Origin of the sequence: Methanosphaera sp. BMS, assembly GCF_003268005.1 — an archaeon.
Classification (GTDB): domain Archaea; phylum Methanobacteriota; class Methanobacteria; order Methanobacteriales; family Methanobacteriaceae; genus Methanosphaera.
Window position 1 is genome coordinate 676402 of record NZ_CP014213.1, and the last position, 24697, is coordinate 701098.

Below are 24697 nucleotides of genomic sequence, written 5' to 3' on the forward strand. Positions count from 1 at the left end.
AAGTAAATGTTTTAAAAAAGTAGTTATTTAAAAAAGGTGTTTTAATAAAAAAGAATAAAAATAAAGGGGTTATTTTTATCCTTTATATTTTTATGCCGTGATAGTTAAAGTACTGTTGCTTTCTAGTTTTGTGTAGTTTGGTGCTGTGAATACTGCTGTTATCGTGTATGTTCCTGTCTTCAATGATTCCGGTAATGTGTAATCAGGGATTGTTGCTACTCCATTAGCATCTACCTTAGCATAGATTACCTTGCCGTTTGCGTCTTTAACTGTTTTACCATTTATTTTAAATACTACTTTTCCCGTAGTTATTGCTTTATCTCCATCTTTTACTGTTGCAGTAAGTGTTATTGTACTTGCCTTGGCTGCTGTGATGTCCTCGGTTGTCATTGTTGGCTCGTTTTTGATTATGGTTATGCTTGATGTTGTGTTTAATGCTTCACATTTGCTTGATCCAGAGTATACAGCGGTTATTATTGTATCATTTGTCCATGATGCTGGTACTGTGTAGTCCTCGATTATTGCCACACCATTTACTACCTTAGCATATATTACCTTACCTGCAGAGTTTTTAAGTGTTTTACCGTTTATTTTAAATACTACTTTTCCACCAGTTATATCACTTGCTACTTCTTTACCTAGGTAAATACTTGCCTGTATTGTAGCTGTTTGTCCAGCTGTGAATTCTGTTATATCGATTTTTAGCTCTGGTACTGGTAGAGGCATGTTTGATTTTACCGTGTTATCATCTGTTGTTTGTACACTCTCATCACCTGTTAATTCACTTGCAAATAATTCATTGTTTCTTACAATGTTTCCTACTGAATCCTCATCAAATGTGACAGTATATGTATTTTTAGTATTTACAGTATTATTTTCTATAATACAATCGGCTGAGTTGATTATTTCTATAATACTATCATTATCTAATAATTTATTATTGTTTACTTTTATACCATTTACTGTATTTAATGTGAGTTTATTTATTATTGAATCTTCTATTACTGAGGTATCTGATCCTTCAATGAAGTTTACAGTTGAATATCCTCCATATCCACGAAGTGCAGTTAAGGTAACTGGAGCATTTATTATCACAGGATTTGTAATATTTTCAACTGCAAATAAAACACTATTCTCATATTCACTTTTTAATGTATTATCTTCATTAAAGTAAGTATTATAATTACTGTTGTTTAACATTAATGGATTTTCATAAAATGGTCCGTTATTCTCATCAATAAAATTATTGAGATAATTTGCACCATTTGCTGTACTAAAGACAACACCGGAATTAAATCCACCTTTCATACAAACCATGTAATTATTTCTGAATGTAATATTAGTCGCATTTAATGTCAATGCTTTATTAGCTATCGATACAGTACTTTTACTTCCTTTAGCAATTATCGTATTATTCTCGAATGTTAAATTATGATAAGCATAATTACCTGAACCTATATTTGCTATCAGGAAAACTGAATTGTATACATTTACATTATCTTTATGCATACTTAATACTACATTAGGAGCATAGAAATTAGATATAGTTGTAGTTCCTATGTCTTCTTCAATATATAACTGATGTGAACCTGTATCATAAACATACCATGCAAGTAGATTAACATTACTTAAATTGTAAAATTCAACATTTACAATGTTTGTGAAATTTAGGATAATATTAGTTCCAGTAGCGAAATTTTGACCATATATATGTAAACTTACTTTAGTACTACTTCCATATGTAGTTATCCCATATTCAGCGTAATTGTCATTGTTCAAAATTAAAATATCATCAGTATTTGAATCTTTTTTCAAAGATTTTTTCAATACTGATGCGTTATAGAAAAAATTGATTTTCTATATTATCATTATTATTATTCATACATCCACAATTACATGCGTATGGAACAACACCTTCATTTGTTAATAATGAAATATTTGAACATAAATCATCAATACTGACCGCATCATTACCTTCAACTGGATAAAGTTCATTGTAAATGGCAGATAGTAGATTTCCAGTTACCGTTGCTGTTGTAGAGTTTTGTAAATTAATAGCAGTTACAGAATCATCATCTTCAGCAGTTATTTCAATATCATTACCTTGTATCCAATTACCATTAGATTGATTGGTAAATATTATTCCAGCATTTACTGGTGTTACTTCTTCATAAAAACTATGATATGGTTCTGTTGTTCCAGTAAGTCTCATAAAGTTGTTGATGATTTTACTGTTATTTGTATGTGCAAATGCTACTCCCATAGTTTTGTTTCCAGTTCCATAAATATTATTTGAACATACGGTTATATTGTTTCCTTTGTATACTTCTATTCCATATACAGTATTTGCTGTAGCAGTGATTGTGTTTTTACAGATTCTATTGTTTTGGTTGCCCATATCATATGTATCAGATATAATTCCATATGCTAATGATTCTTCACCAACAATAGGATCATATGATGTTTGACCATTACTTGTAGCAGTAATCTGATTTCCAGAAACAACACTATCAATTGCAGTTGATGCATCTATTCCAGCTACATAAAGTTTATCAATAACTGTTATGGTATTGTTTTTTAAAGCTGCATTGGTTACTCCATCATTCATCATAATACCATATACAAAATGTGCTCCAGTAGAATATATTGTGTTGAACGTTACATTGATATTTTCTGTACCATTTTTAATTGTAATTGCTGGCATTGTACTGTATGCGATTTTTTCAGTTGTATTAATAACGTGTATATTGTTTTGATTTATTGTAATGTTTTCTGCATTATTAACCAATATTCCAGAAACATCTAATACACTATACCAATAACCAGTATCATTCTTCCATGTTTGACCTTGTGATGGTGCATTCAAAGTTATTGCGGTACCAGTTATGCTTACATTAGCTGCATCAGTTAAATCAATAGCAATTGCTTGATTATTACCTGATGTTCCAAAATTTGATAATGTTAATGAAGAATCAGTTATTGTTAGGTTACTTGTACCCGTAGCATCAATTAATTTTGTATTATTATTGGTATTAATAGTAAGTTTATCTAATGTTACATAATTTCCTGCAACAGTAATCGCTACATTTGATAATGAAACACCAGTTGTTCCTGTTACGGTTACTCCTTCATTAACAGTCCAGTTTCTATTGCTAAAATTGCTTACATTTGATGAGTCTATAGTAACATCTTCTGAAATGACCAGTTCATTAGTTAGCTCATCTTCTAATATATCGTTATCTTCTATTTCATCTACAACTTGTGCATCAGTCTGCACATTTTCACCTATATCATTTGCCGTTTGTTCTACTTGTGGTGTTTCAACTGCTACTGCAGAGTCATCATCTGTGATGTCTGCGGCAGTTACTACCGTAAGACCCACGAGTAAAATCATGGCAAATAATAAGACCTTACGAATTTGCATTATTATCGCCTCTATTGTTTATTATTATTTCAAATCCATGATTTGTTATGGATTTGAATTTTTTTCTTTGCGTTATGTAATAAATTATCTTCAATACGTGTTCATTTGTTATGATAAAATAACCATTTGAATATTAATTAAAAAATAGATTGTATTTATAATACTATTTGTAATTAATATAAATTGAATGCAATAAAAATAAATATATTACATGAATATTATTCTATTCATTATTATTTATAAACATTTGTTTAGAATTTTTCTATTAAATTTTATTTTCTATTTCCTAAATAATTTACTCTGCTTAAGTTTTTTCATAGAAAATAATATAAACAGCATAATATGCCTATTTATTAATAAAAGCATTAAGCAGTGGGATGATTATTGCTTTAAAATTGAATCAGATAACAAGCTACAACAGATTACACGTCATTCACACCAAAAAACCGTGAAAGGGCTAAGATGAATGAATCCATCATGACAATTTTATACCCCGACACACTACACATAATAGTCCATTAAACGATAAAAATAAGATGAAGATAAAGCCCTCATCAAAAATAAAACAACACAACACTAAAAAATAATATATGCCTATAAAAGAACTAAGACTATCGGATACACTAGACTAGATTAACATATAATGACATGGTAGTAGGATATGGAATAGTTTATACAGTAAAGCAGTGCCACGATTCGTCTTTGAAAGAAGAAAATAAACAAAGGGAGAGATTATTCTCTCAAATAAAAAAAATAGGGATTGAATCGACAAAGAGAATTAACTAAGATATATCCCTCTTCCTCCTCATATAATACCATAATATCATATAGGATGGAATTTATATTTTTAGTATTGCTGTTGTCTTAGTGCTTTTGTATATACCGTTTTCTCCACTTATTATTAGTAATTCATAAAGGCCCGGTCTGAGTGTAGTGGTAAATGATAGGTTTATTACTCCATTTTCGCTTGTAGCATTATTTACTATTGTTATTCCATTGGCTTTGACTGCTAGTTTTGTGCTTGTTATTAGTGGTGATTCGTTTTCATCCGTGATTGTTGCTTTTATCGTGGTTTTATTGTTCTTGGTTGTTATGGAGTCAGTGTTTATGCTTACTGCTTTTTTCTTGACTGTTAATGTGGTGTTGTTTTGTGTTCTTTGGTAGTAGTTTCCTCCCAGTACTGCTGTAAGGGTGTATGTTTTTGCACCGTAGTTTGGTGGTAACGTGTACTGGAGTGTTGCTATTCCATCCTTTAGCTCTGCATATACCGTGTTTCCTTGTGAATCTTTTAGTGTTATTCCGTTTAGTTTGAATATTATTTTTTCATTATTTATTCTGTCTTTGTTGCTGTCTAGTATTTTTGCTCTTAGTGTTATTGTATCACCGGCTTTTGCCGTTATATTGTCTTCTAATATTATCGTGGCTTTTCCTTTGGTGATGTTTAGTATGTTATATGCCTTGGTTCTAGTTGAGCTGTAGTTATTGTTTCCGCTGTATACTGCTTCGATGTATGTCGTGTTTTTAATCCATACCTTTTCTACCTTGTAATTTAGGGTTGCTGTTCCATCTTTTACTTGGGCATATAATGTGTTGTTGTTTTCATCTTTTAACGTTATGCCATTTATTTTGAAGATTACCTTTCCACCGTTTACTTTTTGTTTGTTTTCATCGGTTATCTTTGCCGTGATTTTTGTTATTGATCCTATGTTTGATTTTATTGGATTTATTGTGATTGTCGTGTCTAGTGGTGGCTTGGTTAGTTCTTGTATTGTATTGTTTAGTGTTTTTATTGTTTGTTGTGCTTGTTCTAGTTGTCTTGTTAGATTATTCAGGGTTTGGTTTAGTTTGTTTAGTGTTGTTTTTAGGGTTTTTATTTCATTATTGGACTGGTTTAGTTGTATTGTGAGATTGTTTATTTCTTTGTTTAGTTTTTCGTTGCTGTTGTTGAGTTTGTTGATTTGTTCTTGTGCTTCTTGTAGTTGTGTTGTTAATTGTGTGATGTTGTTTTTTAGCGTTTCTATATTTTGTCGTGCTTCAGTTAATTGTTCATTTAATGTTCTGATACTATTGTTTGCTTCTTCAAGTTGTTCTGTTAGGTTATTGATTATTTCTTCAAGTTCCCCTATCTTTTTATCCTTATCAATTTCAACCGTGAATGTGATAGTTGTACTTGACGCGTTATAGTCTTCATTTTCTTCATATTCGACGTTTATCGTGTGCTCTCCTATCGTTAGCGTGTCATCAGTGATTATTCCATGTGTGGTCTTTTTTGTAATATCACCTGTTATGCTTATCGTTGCATCTGGTATTGGCGTGTTGTATATCTTATCCAGTACTGTTATGTTTATTTGTACATTGCCCTCTGTGTTGTTTATGATGTCATATGTTATGGTGGTGTTTCTTTGTTTTATAATGTTTAATGTGAATTCTGTTGAACTTGGAGCAATATATTCATTGTTACTCGTGTATGTTAGGTTGATGGTATAGGAGTCATCAAGGGAGGAGTACATGTTTTTAAGTGCTTGTATTATTGATTCTGTTGAGAATTCATATCCATCAGCTACATTATATATTGTTAACAGTTCATTGTAGTTGTCATCTTCTTTTATGGATGCTGTTACTGTTCCTTTTTCTCCGATAGGATCATTAATGTCTAATGTTACAGTTTCTTTTATTCCATCAACGTAGTCATATATGATCTTGTCTGTATTTATTTCTGAAAAACCAATCACTACTTTGAATGTTACGGGATTTGATTCAGTGTTACATGTAGTGAAATAAGTGGTGTATTTTCCGGGATTTAATTGTGATAAGGTATAATTTTCATATTTGGTCGTGATGTTTATTTTATTATTAATATAAAGTGTTATATCTTCAATTTTCTCTAAAATATCATTATCATAATAATCTGGATTTTCCAGTTCTATGCTAAAGTTTAATACTGCATCTTCACCTAGTCTGAAAGTTTCTTGATTATCTTTAACAGTTAAATTTATTGTTTTAAGTAAAATATCCGTATGATTATAAGTATTATTTTCTACAGTTTTTTCTCCTGGAAGATAAAGGGTTTCACCATTGTCTGCGGTATTTTCAGTAAATAAATTACCGGTTATATTACAAGTTCCCTCTGTATTAGTTATTGCTCCTCCAATCTTTGCATTATTGTTGTTTAATGTTGAATTATCAATACTTATGATTCCTTTATTTTTGAATATTGCTCCACCGTTTCCATTAACTGCCGTATTGTTGTTTAATGTGGAATTGAATATGTTTGAACTTCCATTAACGTATATTGCTCCACCATTTCCATTAATTGCAGTGTTATTGTTTAATGTGGAGTAATAAACACTTAAATTACGATAAAACGTATAACTACTAGGCGTCATATAATGATATATTGCTCCACCATTTCCATCTGCTATATTGTTGTTTAATGTGGAATTATCAATCATCAACATCTGATTAAACCCACTTAGTGAATAATATCTAATGTGGTATATTGCCCCTCCATCCATGTTTGCTTGGTTGTTATTAATTTCGGAATTATAAATATCTGCAGAACCAACCTTGTATATTGCTCCTCCACTTTGCTTTGCTTTGTTATTGTTTATTGTAGACTCTTTAATCCTTAAATGAGATAATTTATCATAGTATATTGCTCCACCACTTTCACTTATTGCCGTATTGTTGTTTATTGTAGAACAGTTAATTTCTAAATATCCTCCTGAATTGTGGTATATTGCCCCTCCACTAGTGTTTGCATTGTTGTTGTTTAATGTAGACTTATAAATATCCATATAAGCCCTTAACGTCTCTAGAAGTTCATCATCATAATACTCGCCATTGTATATTGCTCCTCCACTCCCACTTGTTGCGGTGTTATTTTTTAACGTGGAATAATTAAGATCTACTGTTCCATAACTATATATTGCTCCTCCATTGTTTGCATAGTTATTGTATAATGCTGAAAAAGAAAGATATAGACTCCAATAATTATATATTGCTCCTCCATTGTTTGCATAGTTGTCATATAATGATGAAAAAGAGATATATAGAACTGAATTGGCAAATATTGCTCCTCCATATTCTGTTGCATGGTTGTTGTATAATGATGAAAAAGAAATATTTAAAGTCCCACCAGCATATATTGCTCCTCCGTTGTTTGCATAGTTGTCATATAATGATGATAAAGAAATATTTAGAGATCCCATGTTGTATATTGCTCCTCCATTGTCTGCTGTGTTGTTGTATAATGTGGAATTATATAGCTGATAAGAATAATCAGAAATTGCCGTTCCATAATTGTATATTGCTCCTCCATGTTCTGTTGCATGGTTATCGTATAATGAGGAATTATATATATTAAAAAAAACGAAATATCCGTTGTTGAATGTTGCTCCACCATTGTTTGCCGTGTTGTTGTATAATGAGGAATTATAAATATTAGTGATTGCCATGGACTGGCTTATTGCTCCTCCCTCTTCTGTTGCGTGGTTGTCGTATAATGAACAATTATAAATATTTAATACAGCACTAACTAAATCCTCTGCTGAGTTATAACCCATGAAACTCTCCGCTGAGTTATGACCCATGGTGTTGAAAATTACTCCTCCATGTGTTGCATTGTTGTTGTTTAATGTGGAATTATAAATATTCATAGTACCATTTCGATTGTATATTGCCCCACCACATACTTGTGCGGTATTGTTGCTTAGTGTGGAATTATAAATACTCATAGTACCATCATTGTTGTATATTGCTCCACCAGCTAAATTAATTGCATAAGGACTATTCCAATAATAAGAATCCCTTTCAAATACTGCTTCACCTGTATCATTATTTACGGTATTGTTGCTTAGTGTGGAATTATAAATACTTGAAGTACTCTTTATGTCATTGTATATTGCTCCCCCACTATTTGCCGTGTTATTAATAAGGGTTGAATTGAATATGGTTAAAGTTCCATTATTGTATATTACACCACCGTTATAAGATTTAGCATTTCTTATTGTGATATTTTTCAAAACTAAAGAAGAACCACTGCCAATACTGAATACTTGTAGTTGGTTTCCATCGATTGTCTGACCGTTACCATCAATAGTAACTGTTATCTTTTTACTAAAAGGTATGGTTGATGTTGTTGTATATGTTCCTTCATCAAGGGTTATGATTGTATCACTTGTTGCACTGCTAACAGCACTTGCTAGTGTACTCCATGAATTTACTGTTGAATCCTTCTTTATGTTATTCATCATATCCTTTTGTATGGCTTTATGTGTATTTACTCCTTGATCCAGAGTCCTATCACTTTCAGATTTTTCAGTTATAATATCTTCAAGGTTATTATTATCTGCCTGTGAAACCTGTACTGTATCCGTTATGGCAGTTTCTGTTGCATCAGCCGTACATATTGTATCCGTGGACACCTCTTCTGCACTTGATGCTCCTACTAGAAGTAACAGTACTATAGCAAAAAACAGTACATATTTTAATTTTTTCATTTTAATCATTCATCCTCTGATTTTATAGTCTTTATTAATATATTGAGAGGGGAGGATATTAAATGTTATCATGGAGTATATCAAAAAAGAAACACAATAGAAGTAATTAAGTAATTAAGGAGGTTTTATTCATGAAAAAGATTAATAATTCACTGGGAAAATTAGAATGATTAAATTATAGGGGCTATTATGATAATTAACCAATACTCATGATTAATCATTACAATTAAAAGAACTAAACACACCATTCATAAAAACCCATCAACCGATAAAAAAAAAGATGAAGATAAAGCCCTCATCAATAATAAAACAACACAACACTAAAAAATAATATATACATATAAAAGAATACTAAAGACTATCTGATACACTAGACTAAAGATTAACATAAAGTGGTACAGAGCCACGATTCGTCTTTGAAAGAAAAAATAAATAGTGAATGGTTATCATTATATGAAATCGATTCTTTTTATTTTCTTTGCAAGCAGGGTATCATTATGGGTTATATGCTCTTGTTTGACCATACAATCCCAAAATAAAGAAAAAAAATCATAACTTTAAAAATAGAAGATAAAGATGTAAAAGTACAATACTCTCTTATTTTCATGTTAACCTATATCAAAGTCTAAAAAACATATTTCCTGCCGATAACCAATCAATAGAAGAAAAAATTAAAAAATAGAAAAGGGGTTTAGGTTATTGTAACGTTTTTTGTGTAAGTGTTTGTTTTGCCATCAGCGTCTGTGAACACTACCTTCAGTTCGTGTCCTCCGAGATATTTTTCCACGATTTCCAGGATGACTGTTGCAAGGTCATCACCGACTGTACCGTTAAAGACGAGCTGTCCGTCTATGTATAATAATAGGTGTCCGTTTGTGAATGTCTGGCCAAATATCTCGTTTAATTGGCCGAGTGTAATTGTATTTTCTATAGGTATCATATTGTCGTCAGTGACTACTTTATGGCTTGTAGGAGTGGTTGACTGAGCTGTTTTTGTGTATTTTGTCATTGTTTTATAACGTGGGGTGTCTTTTGTGTATCTTTGTTGGCTTCCAGTTTCTTCTACTTGAGTTTTATCTTCGTCACCGGCTCCTTCAGGTATATTGTCGATTATCGTCAAGGTCTTATTGTCTGTTGTCCATGTACTAGTAGATGCTATGTATACCGCTGTTAATGTATGATTTCCAAGTGATAATTCTATTGGAATCTGGTATGGCAGGTATGCCCAGTTATCCTTTACGGGAGCATATAGTACGAGTCCGTTTTCATCTACCAGTGGCTTGCCGTCTATTTCAAAGTATACTTTACCGTACTTGATTGTCCTGTTTTTATAGTCTACGTATGCTTCAAGCATCACTGATCTTTCCTTTACCATTTCAACATCAGAGGTCGTCAGGTTAATCGAGTTGGTTGGCTCGAAAACGTTGAATGTAACGTTATCTGATACCTCATCACCTGAGTTATCCGCATAGCTAACGTTTGCCGTGTATTGGCCTGTTTCGAAGTCGTCCAGTGCTATGAATACCTGGCCGTTTTCATCAGGGTAGTATCTGTTTCCTGTCAGGTTTGTTGTTATTGTTCCATCCGTTATCGGATTTGTGCTATCATCCTTTACTGTGATAATCAGGTGTGTCGGCGTTGTCTGGGTGGACAGGTTTATGTTGACTGTTTCGTTTTCACTATTATTAACTGTGAAGGTGACAGTGTTTGATTTCTGATTGGCGGCTGTAAAGTATAGCGTGTATCTGCCAGGGTTTAAGTTTGATAGTGTGTAGTTTTCATTTTCTGTTGTAACATTTTTTTCTCCATTGATATAAAGAGTTTTATCTATTTGATCTAAAACATCCTCATCATAATAATTAGGATGTTCCAATTCAATACTAAATTTTAAAAGCACATCTTCACCATATTCGAATGATTCCTTATCCTCTTTAACAGACAATACATTATTTAATGAAATATCCGTGTCTTCGTAACGATTACCATTAACTAATCCATTAGTCCATCCAAATAAATCAATAGTTTCTCTATTATCCGCGGTATTATTGGTAAATATGTTGCCTTTAAGATTAGCATACCCCTCTGTATGTATTGCACCACCAATTTGTGCATGGTTGTTTGTGATATTAGAACTACTTATATTAAAGTATTCCCTATTGACGTTATGTATTACTCCTCCCTTTCTTGCGGTGTTGTTTGCCAGTGTGGATTCGGTGATGTTAAGTTTTCCCCAGTCGTTGTATATTGCTCCTCCATCATATATTGAGGTGTTGTTTGCAAGTGTGGATTGTGTGATTGTCAGTCTTCCAGAGTTTCTTATTGCACCACCATAGTATGATTTTGCGTTTTGTATTGTGATGTTCTTCAGAATCATTGTGGAACCAACTGTAATGTTGAAAACCTGTAGCTGATTTCCGTCTATTGTTTGTCCATTACCATTAATTGTAAGTATCGTATCTGTATTATCCCAAACGATTGTGCCAGTATTTATGTATGTTCCCTCACCCAGTGTGATGGTTTTCGTTGCTCTTTGGCTTTCCACATCACCTACTGCATCACGTAGTTGTTGCCAGTTGGTTATGTTTCTTGCTATTACCTTGAATGTGACTGTGTTTGAAAAGTGGTTACACGTCCTGTAATAAACCTTGTATTCTCCGGGTTCTAGCTTTGATAAGGTGTAATTCTTGTAAGTGGTTGTATCATATTTTATATTATTGATGAAGATTTTTATGTCTTCAAGTCTTTCCACGAGATTCTTATCATAATAATGGGGACGTTTTAAAGCAATATCGAAGTACAGTACTATTTCTTCACCTTCATCGAATATGGTATAATTTCCCGTAACACTTAAATTTACGGTTTTCAATGCAACATCGGTTGAGTTATAAACGTTGGAACTTAACTTTCCATTATAAAGTCCGGCTAAATCAATTGTTTCATTGTTGGTAGCAATATTTTCAGTAAATGTATTGCCGGTAATATTGTTAGTTCCATAGGAGTATATTGCAGCACCCTTTGGTGCATAATTGCCCGTAAAGCTTGAATCGACAATGCGTAACTCTCCTGATTTGGAACTCATAAGTGCTCCACCATAATTGAATGCGAAATTATAATCAAATGTGGAGTTTATGACATATAACTTTCCAAAGCTTGCAATTGCCCCACCATACTCGGTTGCAACGTTATCCTCGAATGTGGAGTCTGTAATATTTATATTTCCAAAACTTGAAATTGCTCCACCATACTTGGATTTAGCGTTTTTTATCGTAATATTCTTAAGAATAATGTTAGTATCATCACCAATATCAAATACCAACATTTGATTTCCATCTATTGTCTGTCCATTACCATTAATTGTAAGCACATTCTTTGTATTGGTCCACTTGATTGTACCTGTATTTATATATGTACCACTATCTAATTCAATTGTAACGTTTTCTTTCCTGCTTGCAGCACTTTTAACTGCCGCCGTTAATCCTTTCCAATTATTTACACGATATAAAATATAGTGTATGGGTTCTTTTTTTAAAGTGCTATCTTTTGGAGTTTTGGCTATTGTTTTAGTTACGTTTTCGTTTAAGTTATCATCGGATGCTTTGACTGTTTGTATATTTTCATCCACATAATTTTCCTGTATACTCTTAGCAGTATCGGATACTTTATGTGTATCCTGTGTAACTGCCTCTTGTGTAATGCTACCTGTATCAGTTATGTCTTCTGATACTTCACCTGCACTGGCTACTCCCACAAGTAGGAGTAATATAGTAGCAAACAGCAGCATGATTTTTATATTTTTCATCTATTAACACACCTTTCTTCTTTTATACTTATCTATAGTGATTATAGGATTATAACCAATAATGATATATTATTATCCATTACTTATCCATGTGAAAAGATTTTATTGGATAATATAATGTATATTTTTATTTGTTTTATAATAAATAGTTATAAATAATACTTATCATGACATGATAATCCATGAAAAAAACAATAACTTTCAAGAAAAACAACGATACGATAAAAAAGGATTTATGATACAAAAACAGGAATATACCCGGATGATGTAAAACTATAATCAGAGAAAGAAGAATATGAAACATATACTCCATTAATTAAAAAAAATGCTTCATTTGATGGATTTTTCCCTTTTAAAGAAGTATACGAATGAAATAAGAGGAATAAGTATACCCGCGACCGCAATACTAGGATGAATTAAAAATCCCAAGACAATAAGACAGAGTCCACAGATACACAATTGTATTCTTCCATGAAAAACCGATCTTGAATCTTCATAATATTGCAATATAACAGATAATGAAATCTCAAAAGATAAGCATACGATTCCCACAATAAAGAACATCGCCATAAGAAAATCATCAGGGTCATAGTAAATCAGGGAGACAAGCGGCAATACTATGCCAAGAAAAGATAAGACATATCCAACCACAATACTCAAAGTATGCGATTTATTCTTCGTAGTATTAACAAAAGTATCCTTATTTACAACCTCAATGTCACCGTTTAATAATTCAGAAGAACCACTTACTGCTTGTTTATCCAACCGATTCAACAACTTTTCCAAAACAGTTTCTATTGCTTGAGTGCCTCCACCGGTAAGATCCAATATGGCATGCGGATAATCAACCATGAATTGAACAATCGTAGAATTCAGGTCATATTCCTTTAAACTTATCCTCATAATAAATGCGGGATTAAACGAATCAACAACAGTAAAATCACGTGTCATATGATTATATCTTTTTAATTCATAATATTTAACTGGAAATACTGAAATCAAGGCCCCATAAACAACATCTACCGGATATTCTATAATAACTTCTTTTTTCGTCTCTGCAAACATATGAAATCACGCTTATTAATAACAATTATATGAAAACAAATATTTATTTTTATTTAAAACCGAACAACATTGAAAAAAAAGCCTTCCTAATACAGAATCCTGAGTCATACACATAAATAATTATTCATTACTCATAACGCATCTTCGGCAACCTTAAATAAATCCCATTAATCCACCAACTCTCTTTTAAATCTTCCCCAATTATGGCAGTATACATTCTAAGGGGGGTAAGTTTTTGATTAGATTTTTTATTGAATAATGTATTGTTTATTTATGTTGAGTTATAAGGAGGGATTTATTCTATTAGGTAGGATATTAGTTTTAGTTCGTAATATCTGCAAATAAAAAAGTGGAAAATTTAAAAAAAAATATTCGACTTCTTTAAAAGACTAAGAAACATTCCAGTTACAAAAAAATAAGAGAGGTACGGAATAATAACTCATGAATAAAATTATTTAATTAATCTTCTCATGCTTATCCTGATTAACACTACCGTTAAAGCCGTAAAATAAAATAAATATAATAGAAACAATACTGAACATGTCCCCAATTATACTTTACTTTCCTAGAGAATATGGATCTGTTGCATTATTTTTACTGACTATCTTTTTTCCTGTTCTTTTTTCAATAGTTTTTCTAGTGTTTCCCGCAATTGTACCTCCTTCTATTGCTATTTCCTTACTTTCATCAAATCCCTCGGGGTTTTCAGTCTTGCTGATTTCGGTTGTGGTCGCTTCAGCTAGCATGTTAAGAACCAATTCCATATTTGTCATGTTATCTCTAAGGCTTTCCTTTTTAATTCCCTTATAATCCTTATATTCACTAACGGTTTTATCACTCCATGCCTTGGTTATTTCATTAGTGAGTATGGCATATTCTTTGCCCTGTTGTACTCCTGATCTTTTCCATTCATTAGTAAGGTCATTACGAATATGGATACTGTTTATTCTTTGCTTTATCCACTCTTCAGAATAACCCATTTGTCTATATGTTTCCACAGCTCTTTCCATCGCTATCTCAGGGTCTGCTATTTCATCAAGTCTTTCTGAGCCTACTTGTGCAAGCCATTGTTTAAATGGTTCTGCATTAGGGGATGGAACTGACTGTATGATACGTAACAATTGTTTAGTACTGGCAACATCTGTTAAACGCATTTTACCATCTTTTGCAGGCATTTTCAACCTGTGACAATTTGTCACACTTTCATCTTGTTCTTCTTTAAGTCTTTGTTTTAATTTTCTCCAGTAATTATTGGGATTTTTACGTCAGTTAATATCATTAATACATCTATTATTGAATAGAACTAATTTCCACTTTCAAAATCCCATTTTTTATGTATTTTCTTGAAATACAGATGATTCTTTTGTTCATGATGTGTTATCCATATAGAATTGAATATTCTAAAATATTCTTCTAATTTTAAATTTAATATTAATAAATAGTGTTTATGATATTTAGGATTATTTAGATACTATTTTATAAAAATAAACTATTATAATTTATTTTTTTTAGTAATGCCTATTTTTTTATAATGGTTTTTTCATGTAGTTATACTGTTGTCATAATAATAGTAGTTATATTTAAATAGTTTTTATTACAAAGTACTAAATATTTAGGGGGAGTGTAAATGTTTGATGTTGTGGCAAGAAATCTAAAAAAGTTAAGAATTGAAAATGGTTATACTCAGAAACAAGTTTCTGATTATTTGGGGATTGCTCAAAGTAATCTTTCTAAAATAGAAAATGGTGAAAGAAAATTTAATATAACTTTACTTGATAAATTATGCTTATTGTATAATTGTTCTCCGGAGTATTTGTTGGGTGAAACTGATGTTCGTGAAAAATCATGCATAGCATTTCGTAGTGATGAAAAAATGGATTTGAATGTCATTGCAAAAATGAATGAAATAACGGGATTTTTAAAACTACTAAGAAAATTGGATGAGGAGGATTAAGTATGAATAGTTCTGCATTAGCTGAAATGTTAAGACATGAGTGGGGTATTGAAAGTTTTGCTTCAGTAAACATTCGATCCTTAGTTTATAACAATATCAGAAATTTAACAGTACTTTGGTTTCCAATGAAAAATAATATTAGTGGGTGTTGTGCTAAAACAAAAGATGACAAAGTAATATTTATCAATAGTAATAATACTATAGGAAGACAAAATTTCACATTAGCTCATGAATTATATCATTTGCTTTATGAGGATGCCCCAGATTATATTGGTTGTGGAGTAAATAGCAATAACCAAAGTGAAAAAAATGCGGATGATTTTGCATCCACTTTCCTGATGCCAGATAGTGCACTCTTTTGGTTTAAAAATAAAAATCAAATTGAGGATTGGACTTTGGAAGATGTAATCAAATGCGAACAGTATTATCAGATTAGCCGTTTGACAATGATTATCCGTCTTAAAAACTTAAATTGGATTAGTCAAAATCAGTTTGATGAATTTAGTCACGATGTTATTCGTGAAGCTGATAGATTAGGTTATGATACCAGTCTTTATAGGTCATCGCCGGATAATCAGAAATATTCTTCTATTGGAGAATTAATACGTTTAACCCAAAAAGCCTATGATGACAAAAAGATAACTGGTGGCAAACGTAGAGAAATTTTATTAAATAGTTTCAGAAATGACGTTCTTTATGAGGGGGCAAATGACCTTGAATAAACCCATTTTCTATGATACTGATTGTTTAGAAAGTTTTTTGTTTGTAGATGCAGGTCATATATTAGAAGATCTATTTTCTAAAATCATTATTCCCGAACAAGTATATAACGAAATTATGGTTGAAAATACTCCCCCAATTGTAAAAACAAATTTTAAAAAGTTGAAAGAAGGATTTGTAGAAATCAAAGAAATAACATTCACATCCAAAGAATACCAAGCATATAAGTCTATTGAAAAGGGATTCTGGAGTAAAACTGGCCAAATCTGTGGGTCAGGTGAAGCAGCGGCAATAGCATTAGCTCATTTGAACAAGGGGATTGTGGCAAGCAACAATTTACGGGATGTATATGAATATGTGGAAAGTTTGGATATTGAAATGATTACCAGTTCCATGATTTTAACTCAAGCAGTTAAGAAAGATATCATCTCAAAAAATACCGCAAATTCATTATATGTCTCTATGATAGATAAAGGTATGAGTTTACCTTATGATTCTTATTATGACTATTATGATAATCTTTATGAAAATGATTGTAAGATGTTTCTAAAAGATGATTTTTTATAAACTTTATTGGTGGTATGGAAGTTTAAGATTTTATTTTTTAAAATGCATTCAAGGTAAGAATTTTTTTGAATAATTTCTTTTAAATTGTTATTTTTTTTTATTTGAATCTTCTTTTGTGTAGTTTGTATTTGTATTTTCTAGAGTTTTTGTTTCTGGAGTAGGATACTTTTTTGTTGGTGTTGATTCTGGAGTTGGTTTTTTTTTAGTTATATGTTGTGTTATTTTTTTTTGTTTCATAATATCACCAAATAAAGAAGTGGAAAAAATAAAAAAATTACATTCAGCATATACATGCATAACGAGGGAAAAAAATTAAATAAGCTATAAAATCAAAAAAAGTAATTATTCTAATGTACTTCTGAAAAATCAGTATATCTCTTGAAAATTCATTTATATATACAAGACCAAATAATAAACATACACAACTTCGGAAATGGCTATGATGACATAGGATTGGTACTAGAAAAAAGGAGGTTAAGGGGAGTTTTATCGATTATTTTATCTGTGAGGGATAATCATCTATTTCTTTACAAGTACGCTTGTTATCCTATCTGACTTGTATGCTCCGGTTTCACCGGCTATGAGTTCTATTGTATGTGCTCCTGTGGTGATGTTTGTTGGGATTGTCACGTTAATGATACCGTTAGTGGCTGTTGTGGTGGTTATCATCTTGCCATCTAGTTTTATACCAACGGTTACTGTTCCGGAGATGTTGTTTTTGTTTTTATCCACGATATTGGCAGTTATTCTCGTGGTTGTTGTCTTTGTTGTTATTGGCGTGTATCTTATGAATGCTTCTCCTTTTGTCACGTTTAGTTTGCCTGTTGCCTCGATACGGTTGTATCCGGTGTATGAGTATACTGCCGTTAGGTTGTATTCTCTTGCACTTAGGGTGATGTTGTAGTCTATTATTGCCACTCCATTTACTACGTTTGCCTGTAGGGCTTTACCGTTGGAGTCTTTTAGTGTTACACCGTTTGCTTTTATGATTACGGTTCCACCGGTTATGCTTTGTCCTTTTTCATCTGTTGCTGTTATGACAAATTGTATCTTGTCACCGTTTTCATGTGTTGGTAGTTGTGCTATTTTTATCTTAACGTTTCCAGGTGTTATGTTGTTTTTGGTATTGTTTGCCCTACTTGAGGCGTATTTATCGTTGCCGGCGTATACGGCTTCTACTGTGGTATTGTCCTTGTACCAGCTTCTTGGTACGGTGTAGTTTAGTGTTGCTGTTCCATTGTTTACTAAGGCGTATAGTGTGTTTCCGTCTTCATCTTTTAGTGTTACACCATTTACCTTGAAGGTTACTCTTCCACTGGTTACTGCTTTTGTATTGTTGTCCTTGATTGTTGCTTTTAGTTGTATGGTTGATCCTACTCTTCCGTTTATTTTTGATACTGTTGTTGTGGTTGGTGTTGGTGTGCTTGTCTTGTTTAGTTGTTTGATGATTTCCTGTAATTCTTTTATTGTATTGTTTTGTTTAATGATAGTGTTTTGTAGTTGTTTGTTGGTGTTGTTTAGGTTTTGTATTGTTTTGTTTAGGTTTTGATTTTCTTTTGTGAGTGTTTTTATCGTGTTATTTTGTTGTTTTATGGTATCGTTTAGTGTTTTAATGGTGTTTTCTTGTTGTTTTATTGTGTTGTTTAGGTTTTGATTTTCTTTTGTGAGTGTTTTTATTGTGTTATTTTGTTGTTTTATGGTATCATTTAGTGTTTTAATGGTGTTTTCTTGTTGTTTTATTGTGTTGTTTAGGTTTTTTATTGTGTTGTTTAGGTTTTGATTTTCTTTTGTGAGTGTTTTTATTGTGTTATTTTGTTGTTTTATGGTATCATTTAGTGTTTTAATGGTGTTTTGTAGTTGAGTAATGTTTGCTTGTAGTTGTGTGTTTTGTTTGGTTAGGTTCTGGTTTTGTGTTGTTAATGTTTTTATTGTATTGTTTAATGTATTGATCGTGTTATCTTGTTGTTTAATTGTATTGTTTAATGTATTTATCGTGTTTTCTTGTTGTTTAATTGTATTGTTTAATGTATTTATCGTGTTTTCTTGTTGTTTTATTGTGTTGTTTAGTTGATTTACGGTATTGATTAGTTGTGTTATATATTCTTCAAGTTCCCTTATTTTAGCGTCCTTGTCTATTTCTACTGTAAAGTCTATAGTTGTGGCAGATGACTTGTACTCGTCTGTTTCTGCAAATTCTACGTTGATGGTGTAATCTCCAGGTGTTAGTGTGGTGTCTGTGATTACTCCGGCAGTGGCGGTCCTGTTGATGGCTCCCGTTATATTGATTAGAGCATCGGTTATTGGTGTTTTGTAAACGTCATCCTGTACTGTTATGTTTATTTGTACGTTGCCTTCTGTGTTGTTTATGATATTGTAGGTGATTATGGTGCTTTTTCTAACCTTTACTGTTACGATGGTTGAGTTTTCAGTGTAAACAGTATTGTCACCAACTTTAACTGTAATGGTGGCAGTGCCTTCTTTTAATGCAGTGACAACGCCATTATCATCAACACTAACAACGCCGGAATCATCAGGAACATAAGTTACGTCCATACCTTCCGGTGTAGTTGTGGCAACTAATGGGAATGTGTCATCAATTATTAAATCCAAAGTATTATTATTAACACTAACACTTGCATGGTTTAAATTAACCGTGACTGGGATAATTTTACTTGCAGCGGCAGCATAATAATCATTGCCCTCGAATGAAACTGTTATTGTCGCGGTTCCTTGGCTAAGACCAATGATTTCACCAGTCTCATCAACAGTAGCAACAGCAGTATTACTTGAAGTATAAGTTAAATTACCTGCTTCTAGAGGATTTAAAACTGCATTAACAGTATCAGATTTAGTAACATTTATTGTTATTTCTGGTTTATTATTAATAATCTCTGTAGCTTGTTTGGCTAAAACAATGGTGTATATGGCAGTTTTAAATTTACCAGTTACAATTGCAGGCCCTTCTTCTTCATATTTATATGATATTGTTTCATTAATTAAAGCAGTTGTTTTATCTAAGCTACCATGTGTTTGTGATAATTCTAATTGCATATTCATTTTTGATGCATCATATTCATTAATTTCTTCTGAAGTACTATTATATGCATATAATTTAAAAGTAATTTCAGATGTTTCATTTATTGTAAGTTCACCTGTAGTATTGGTTGTTGCATTTAAGAATAGCCAATTGGCCATAGTTACATTTTCACTAACTTTTGGTTTTATATTGTAATTGGAGGCATTATTTCCAAACCAGTTATTAATGGATAAAACAGAGCCTGAGATAACCTCAATAATCAATTTATCATCCATTGTATTGTTTATGAAAATGGAGTCATGAATATTGGAATTTTCATCACAATATACAATATAAATCACACTGCCATTGGAAATATTGTTATTTATATAATTTCCGGACATACTAAGGTTATTTGCTTCTCCTATTATATTAATACCTTTTTTCGCATAGTTATTGGTGTAGTTTCCAGTTATGTTGGAATTATTTATGGTTCCTTCTGTTAAAAATACAACACAATAATTTGCAGAGTTATTATAATAATTCCCAGTTATGAGGGAATTATTTATGCTTGTAAATTCACTCACGTAGTATACTGCACAGTATTCTGCAGCATTATTACTGTAATCTCCAGATATTATAACGTTAGTCAAATTATTATTAAATAAGAATACTCCTGCAGTATCATTTGCCCGGTTATTATTATAATATCCACTTATATTTACATCAGTTAATTCTCCATTAAAGAAGATTGCTCCGCCACCCTCTTTTGCTGTGTTGTTTGTGTAATTTCCTGTTATATTTACATTGTTTAAATCTCCATAAAATAGGATTGCTCCACCATAATCGTCTGCTGTGTTGTTTGTGTAATTTCCTGTTATATTTACATTGTTTAATTCTCCATTAAAGAAAATTGCTCCACCGTAACCATTATTTACACTGTTATTTATTAAAATGGCATTTATATTGGTGTTAGTAACATCTGCATAAAATCCAATTGCACCTGCAAGACCATCAACTACACTATTGTCTATAAAAATGGCATTTATATCTGAGTTATTAAGTGTTTGATTAAAGAAGATTGCACCGCAGGCAGATTCTTCTTTTCCATTTTTAAATGTTAAGCCTGTGATATTTATTCTTTCTGCGTTAACAGTCCAGATCCTACTTACTCCTTGTGCATCAAAGATTACTTCACCAGCATCATAATTAACGAATGTTAAATTCTTATTAATGGTTAAATTTGTATTGTTTTCTCCAGTGTATGTTCCTGATGCAATATAAATTGTACTATCATCTGGTGCTTTGTTTAATGCTTCTTTTAATGTTTTAAATGCAGTATCTGCTGTTGTTCCATTACCGCTGGATTCTTTATTTCCGTTTACATACCAAACAATAATTGCCGGATTTACCGTGATGTCAACTGTGGTTGTTGCATTGTTGTATCTATAATCACCAGCATAGAAAACAGTAGCAGTAGCATCGAGTGTTAATCCTGTAACAATAATAGTAGCATTACCATTATTAATTTCACCATACCATTTATCACCATCAATATTGACAGTGACATTTCCTGTAGCATTTTCTAAACCGGTAACAACAACAATAGCATCATCACCAACCATAATAGGATCGACACTAGCACTAATACTTAAATCCTCTTTAGGCACGGAATTAACAATAATATCGACTGTAGTGATAGCACTAGTATAATTAGCATCACCACTATAGATAACGTTTGCCGTAGTATTTTCGTCTAATCCCTCAATAATAATGACGGCAGTTGCGTTGTTGATTTTGCCCGTCCAGTTATTATTATCAATAGTAACATTAACATTGCCTGTAGCACATTCTAAGCCAGTTACAATAACCGTTGCATTTTCACCTTGATGTATTGGTTCTGCACTTGCATTAATGTTTAAGCTTTTAGGATTAACTGTAATAATTACATTTTCCTCTTTAGGGTTATATAATCCGTCACCTGAATAACTGACATTTAAATCATGACTACCCACTGATAAATTTGAAATAATGACAGTAGCAGCACCATCTACAATATCAGAAGAAATATTTCCAATTTCAATATCAGAAGAATTAATTCCAACCGTACCAGTAGCATTATCTGGTGTGAAAATAATAGTTACAGTAGCATTATCACCAAAACTAATTTCCGGCACGTTAATATTCATCGTAACATCTTCTTTATAAAAGGAATATGATAATGTTAAAACTTGATAATTAACAGTAGCATTTACATTTGTAATGCCGTCCTCAAATTCAATATCTGAGGTAACAACATTATTTCCTATTTTATGATTACTAAGTGTTGCTCCATTATCTGCACTGAATTGTGCATCATAATTAAATAATTCTCCATCTGATATGAATCCGACAATTAATGTTGGTTGACCGGTTTCATTTAAAGATAATTCAACTGTAACAGGTGCATCATCTGTATGGCTTTCACTTCCTGTAAAATGATATTCTACAAGCTCATTGGAAAAATCAAAAACGTTTTTTCCATACCAGTTATTATGAATTCTATTATACTTCCCTTTATTATATATAATGTTTCCTTTGGTATCTGCCCAATTGTCAATAAAAATATTATATTCTAAATACAAAGTAGAAGAAGTGGAATCCAAATAGATTGCTCCGCCTTCATCACCACAGCGATTATTTTCAAAATAACACTGGGAAAACAAAACATTATTTTCCTTGTTTATATAGATTGCTCCACCATCATCATCGGATTTAACTTCATTATTAATGAAAACACCATATTTTACATCAGTGGCGAATTTATTTGTATATATTGCTCCACCATCATGTACCTTAACGTAATTGTCTTTGAAATATGAAGGTGAATCCACCCAGGTAATAGTGTCTGCATAAATTGCACCACCATAATCACGGGCATAATTACCACTGAAGGTACAATTATCAACTTTAACATCACCTTTACTTAGTATAGCACCACCACTTTCACTCTGTCCATCATCTGAGCCATCATCAGCTTTATTATTTCTAAAAGTGGTATTTTTTGCATTGACATTATTTTTGCTGAATATTGCTCCGCCATCAACGTAAGCATGATTATCTGCAAATTCACTATTTTCAATAAATACTGATTTTTTACAATAAATTGCTCCACCATCCGTGTATGCATTGTTGGATGTGAAGTTAGTATTATTAATATGTACATCTCCATCGGATTCAATTGCCCCACCACGGAAACGAGCCTGATTATTATAAAATGTAGAGCCATTAATTGTAACATCACCTTCAGCTCGTATAGCACCGCCATAATCCTCAACAGCAACTTTATGACTTTCTACTTTATTAGATCTGAAAGTGGTATTTTTTACATTGACATTATTTTTACTGAATATTGCACCGCCATCAACACACCCCTGATTATTGTAGAAGGAGGAATCCCTAACATCAATAGTACTCTCAACATAAACTGCTCCACCATCATTATCATCTACCTTATTTTCACTAAAAGTAGATGAATATATGGAAGCAGTATTTGCATAAATTGCACCACCATAATCATAAGCCTTATTCGAAGTAAAAGTAGAATTATTAACTTCTACATTAGCTTCACTTCGTATGGCACCACCATAACATTGAGAAGATGCACCATTTGCTTCATTTTCGATGAAACGGGTATTTTTTGATACATTGACATTATTTTTGCTGTATATTGCACCGCCATCAACATTAGCATGATTTTTTTCAAATAGACAATTTTCAAGAGTTACAGATTTTTCACAATAAATTGCTCCACCATCATCATCCTCAACATTATTAGATTTAAAAGTAGAATTAATAATAGTTAAATCTCCTGCGGAGTATATTGCTCCGCCATAGTCCTCTGCCCAATTATTGTTGAAAGTACAGTTTATAATTGTGTATTGAGCAGAACCTTCTATATGAATGGCACCACCTTTATTATTATAATCGTTATGTCCATTAATTATTATGAGATTTTTCAGGGTTATAGTTCCACTATTTGAATAAAATGCACTGCAACCGCCTTCACCTAAACAATCAAGGGTATGTCCCTGACCATCTATAGTTAAATCTTTATCAAGTTGGATTCTAGAACCATAAGCTCCGTTATAATCTCTTGTTAGATTTAAAACAGAACTTTCAGTTGCATTATCTATCTCAGTTTGAAGGTCATTAAAACTTCCAACATCATTAGCTTTTTTCACACTTGCACTAATATCACGTTTAGTAAGATTATTATTTTTAGATATTACTTTTTTAGAATTGTCCTTCTTTAAAACATTATTAGTATCTTTAACTTCACTATTTTCATCATTACTTATATCCACATTATCATTATTACTATCAGGTGATATAGAATTTGTTAGCTTAGAACTTGAAACAACACTACTATCACTTGATGCACTGACTGCTCCAATCATAAAAATTGAAAGTAATAATATACTCAATATTATCTTTTTCTTCATTTTAACCACTACTTTTTTTGGAAATTTATTACATGAACTATGTTTATGTTGTTAAGTCTTAATAAATTATTCTATTTGTTGCAAATCAATAAAATCTTCCGTTTTGAATTTATAGCCTATTACCATAAGTTTACGTCAAAATATTCATTGAACCAATTTAGATAATA

Annotated in this window: 11 protein-coding genes; 3 read left to right on the forward strand and 8 right to left on the reverse strand. The window is 31.8% G+C overall.

The genetic code is table 11. From position 1 onward, the window contains the following. Window positions 1-90: 90 nt before the first annotated feature. From AW729_RS02330 to AW729_RS02355, 6 genes are all read right to left on the reverse strand, one after another. Window positions 91-1779, reverse strand: coding sequence for an Ig-like domain-containing protein (locus AW729_RS02330; RefSeq protein ID WP_162685742.1), 1689 nt, complete (start codon window positions 1777-1779; stop codon window positions 91-93). Window positions 1780-1837: 58 nt separating this feature from the next. Continuing rightward, the gene (locus tag AW729_RS02335) at window positions 1838-3424 is read right to left on the reverse strand and encodes a hypothetical protein (protein ID WP_112123579.1); all 1587 of its coding nucleotides are present in this window, start codon (window positions 3422-3424) and stop codon (window positions 1838-1840) included. Between the two features lie 839 nt (window positions 3425-4263). Then, window positions 4264-8925 (reverse strand): hypothetical protein, encoded by a 4662-nt coding sequence (locus tag AW729_RS02340; RefSeq protein ID WP_162685743.1) that lies wholly within the window; start codon window positions 8923-8925, stop codon window positions 4264-4266. 691 nt (window positions 8926-9616) lie between these two features. Then, a complete protein-coding gene (locus AW729_RS02345; protein WP_112123581.1) occupies window positions 9617-12724 on the reverse strand; it encodes a carboxypeptidase-like regulatory domain-containing protein in 3108 nt (1035 codons plus the stop codon). A gap of 330 nt (window positions 12725-13054) precedes the next feature. Next, entirely contained in the window at window positions 13055-13789 is a 735-nt protein-coding gene (locus AW729_RS02350; protein ID WP_112123582.1) for a hypothetical protein, read from the reverse strand. 557 nt (window positions 13790-14346) lie between these two features. Further along, complete coding sequence (locus AW729_RS02355) at window positions 14347-14988, reverse strand: hypothetical protein (RefSeq protein WP_236951249.1); 642 nt, start codon at window positions 14986-14988, stop codon at window positions 14347-14349. A 428-nt stretch (window positions 14989-15416) separates the two neighbouring features. On the opposite strand from AW729_RS02355, the gene AW729_RS02360 reads away from it, so the two are divergent. From AW729_RS02360 to AW729_RS02370, 3 genes are read left to right on the forward strand one after another with little or no spacing between them, the layout of a single operon-like run. Further along, the gene (locus AW729_RS02360) at window positions 15417-15743 is read left to right on the forward strand and encodes a helix-turn-helix domain-containing protein (RefSeq protein WP_112123583.1); all 327 of its coding nucleotides are present in this window, start codon (window positions 15417-15419) and stop codon (window positions 15741-15743) included. A gap of 2 nt (window positions 15744-15745) precedes the next feature. Next, a complete protein-coding gene (locus AW729_RS02365) occupies window positions 15746-16465 on the forward strand; it encodes an ImmA/IrrE family metallo-endopeptidase (protein WP_112123584.1) in 720 nt (239 codons plus the stop codon). After that, window positions 16452-17030 (forward strand): hypothetical protein, encoded by a 579-nt coding sequence (locus tag AW729_RS02370; protein ID WP_236951250.1) that lies wholly within the window; start codon window positions 16452-16454, stop codon window positions 17028-17030. The genes AW729_RS02365 and AW729_RS02370 overlap by 14 nt, the downstream gene beginning before the upstream one ends. An 87-nt stretch (window positions 17031-17117) precedes the next feature. On the opposite strand, the gene AW729_RS11145 is transcribed toward AW729_RS02370, so the two are convergent. Further along, window positions 17118-17267, reverse strand: a complete 150-nt coding sequence (locus AW729_RS11145) for a hypothetical protein (RefSeq protein ID WP_162685744.1) — start codon at window positions 17265-17267, stop codon at window positions 17118-17120. A 282-nt stretch (window positions 17268-17549) separates the two neighbouring features. After that, a complete protein-coding gene (locus AW729_RS02375) occupies window positions 17550-24530 on the reverse strand; it encodes an Ig-like domain repeat protein (RefSeq protein ID WP_112123585.1) in 6981 nt (2326 codons plus the stop codon). Window positions 24531-24697 lie beyond the last annotated feature (167 nt).

Bases quoted from the DNA above. Each gene is read 5' to 3' on its own strand.
- AW729_RS11145 (WP_162685744.1), bottom strand. From the start codon at position 17,267: ATGAAACAAAAAAAAATAACACAACATATAACTAAAAAAAAACCAACT.
- AW729_RS02345 (WP_112123581.1), bottom strand. From the start codon at position 12,724: ATGAAAAATATAAAAATCATGCTGCTGTTTGCTACTATATTACTCCTA.
- AW729_RS02375 (WP_112123585.1), bottom strand. From the start codon at position 24,530: ATGAAGAAAAAGATAATATTGAGTATATTATTACTTTCAATTTTTATG.
- AW729_RS02340 (WP_162685743.1), bottom strand. From the start codon at position 8,925: ATGAAAAAATTAAAATATGTACTGTTTTTTGCTATAGTACTGTTACTT.
- AW729_RS02360 (WP_112123583.1), top strand. From the start codon at position 15,417: ATGTTTGATGTTGTGGCAAGAAATCTAAAAAAGTTAAGAATTGAAAAT.
- AW729_RS02370 (WP_236951250.1), top strand. From the start codon at position 16,452: ATGACCTTGAATAAACCCATTTTCTATGATACTGATTGTTTAGAAAGT.
- AW729_RS02365 (WP_112123584.1), top strand. From the start codon at position 15,746: ATGAATAGTTCTGCATTAGCTGAAATGTTAAGACATGAGTGGGGTATT.
- AW729_RS02335 (WP_112123579.1), bottom strand. From the start codon at position 3,424: ATGCAAATTCGTAAGGTCTTATTATTTGCCATGATTTTACTCGTGGGT.
- AW729_RS02350 (WP_112123582.1), bottom strand. From the start codon at position 13,789: ATGTTTGCAGAGACGAAAAAAGAAGTTATTATAGAATATCCGGTAGAT.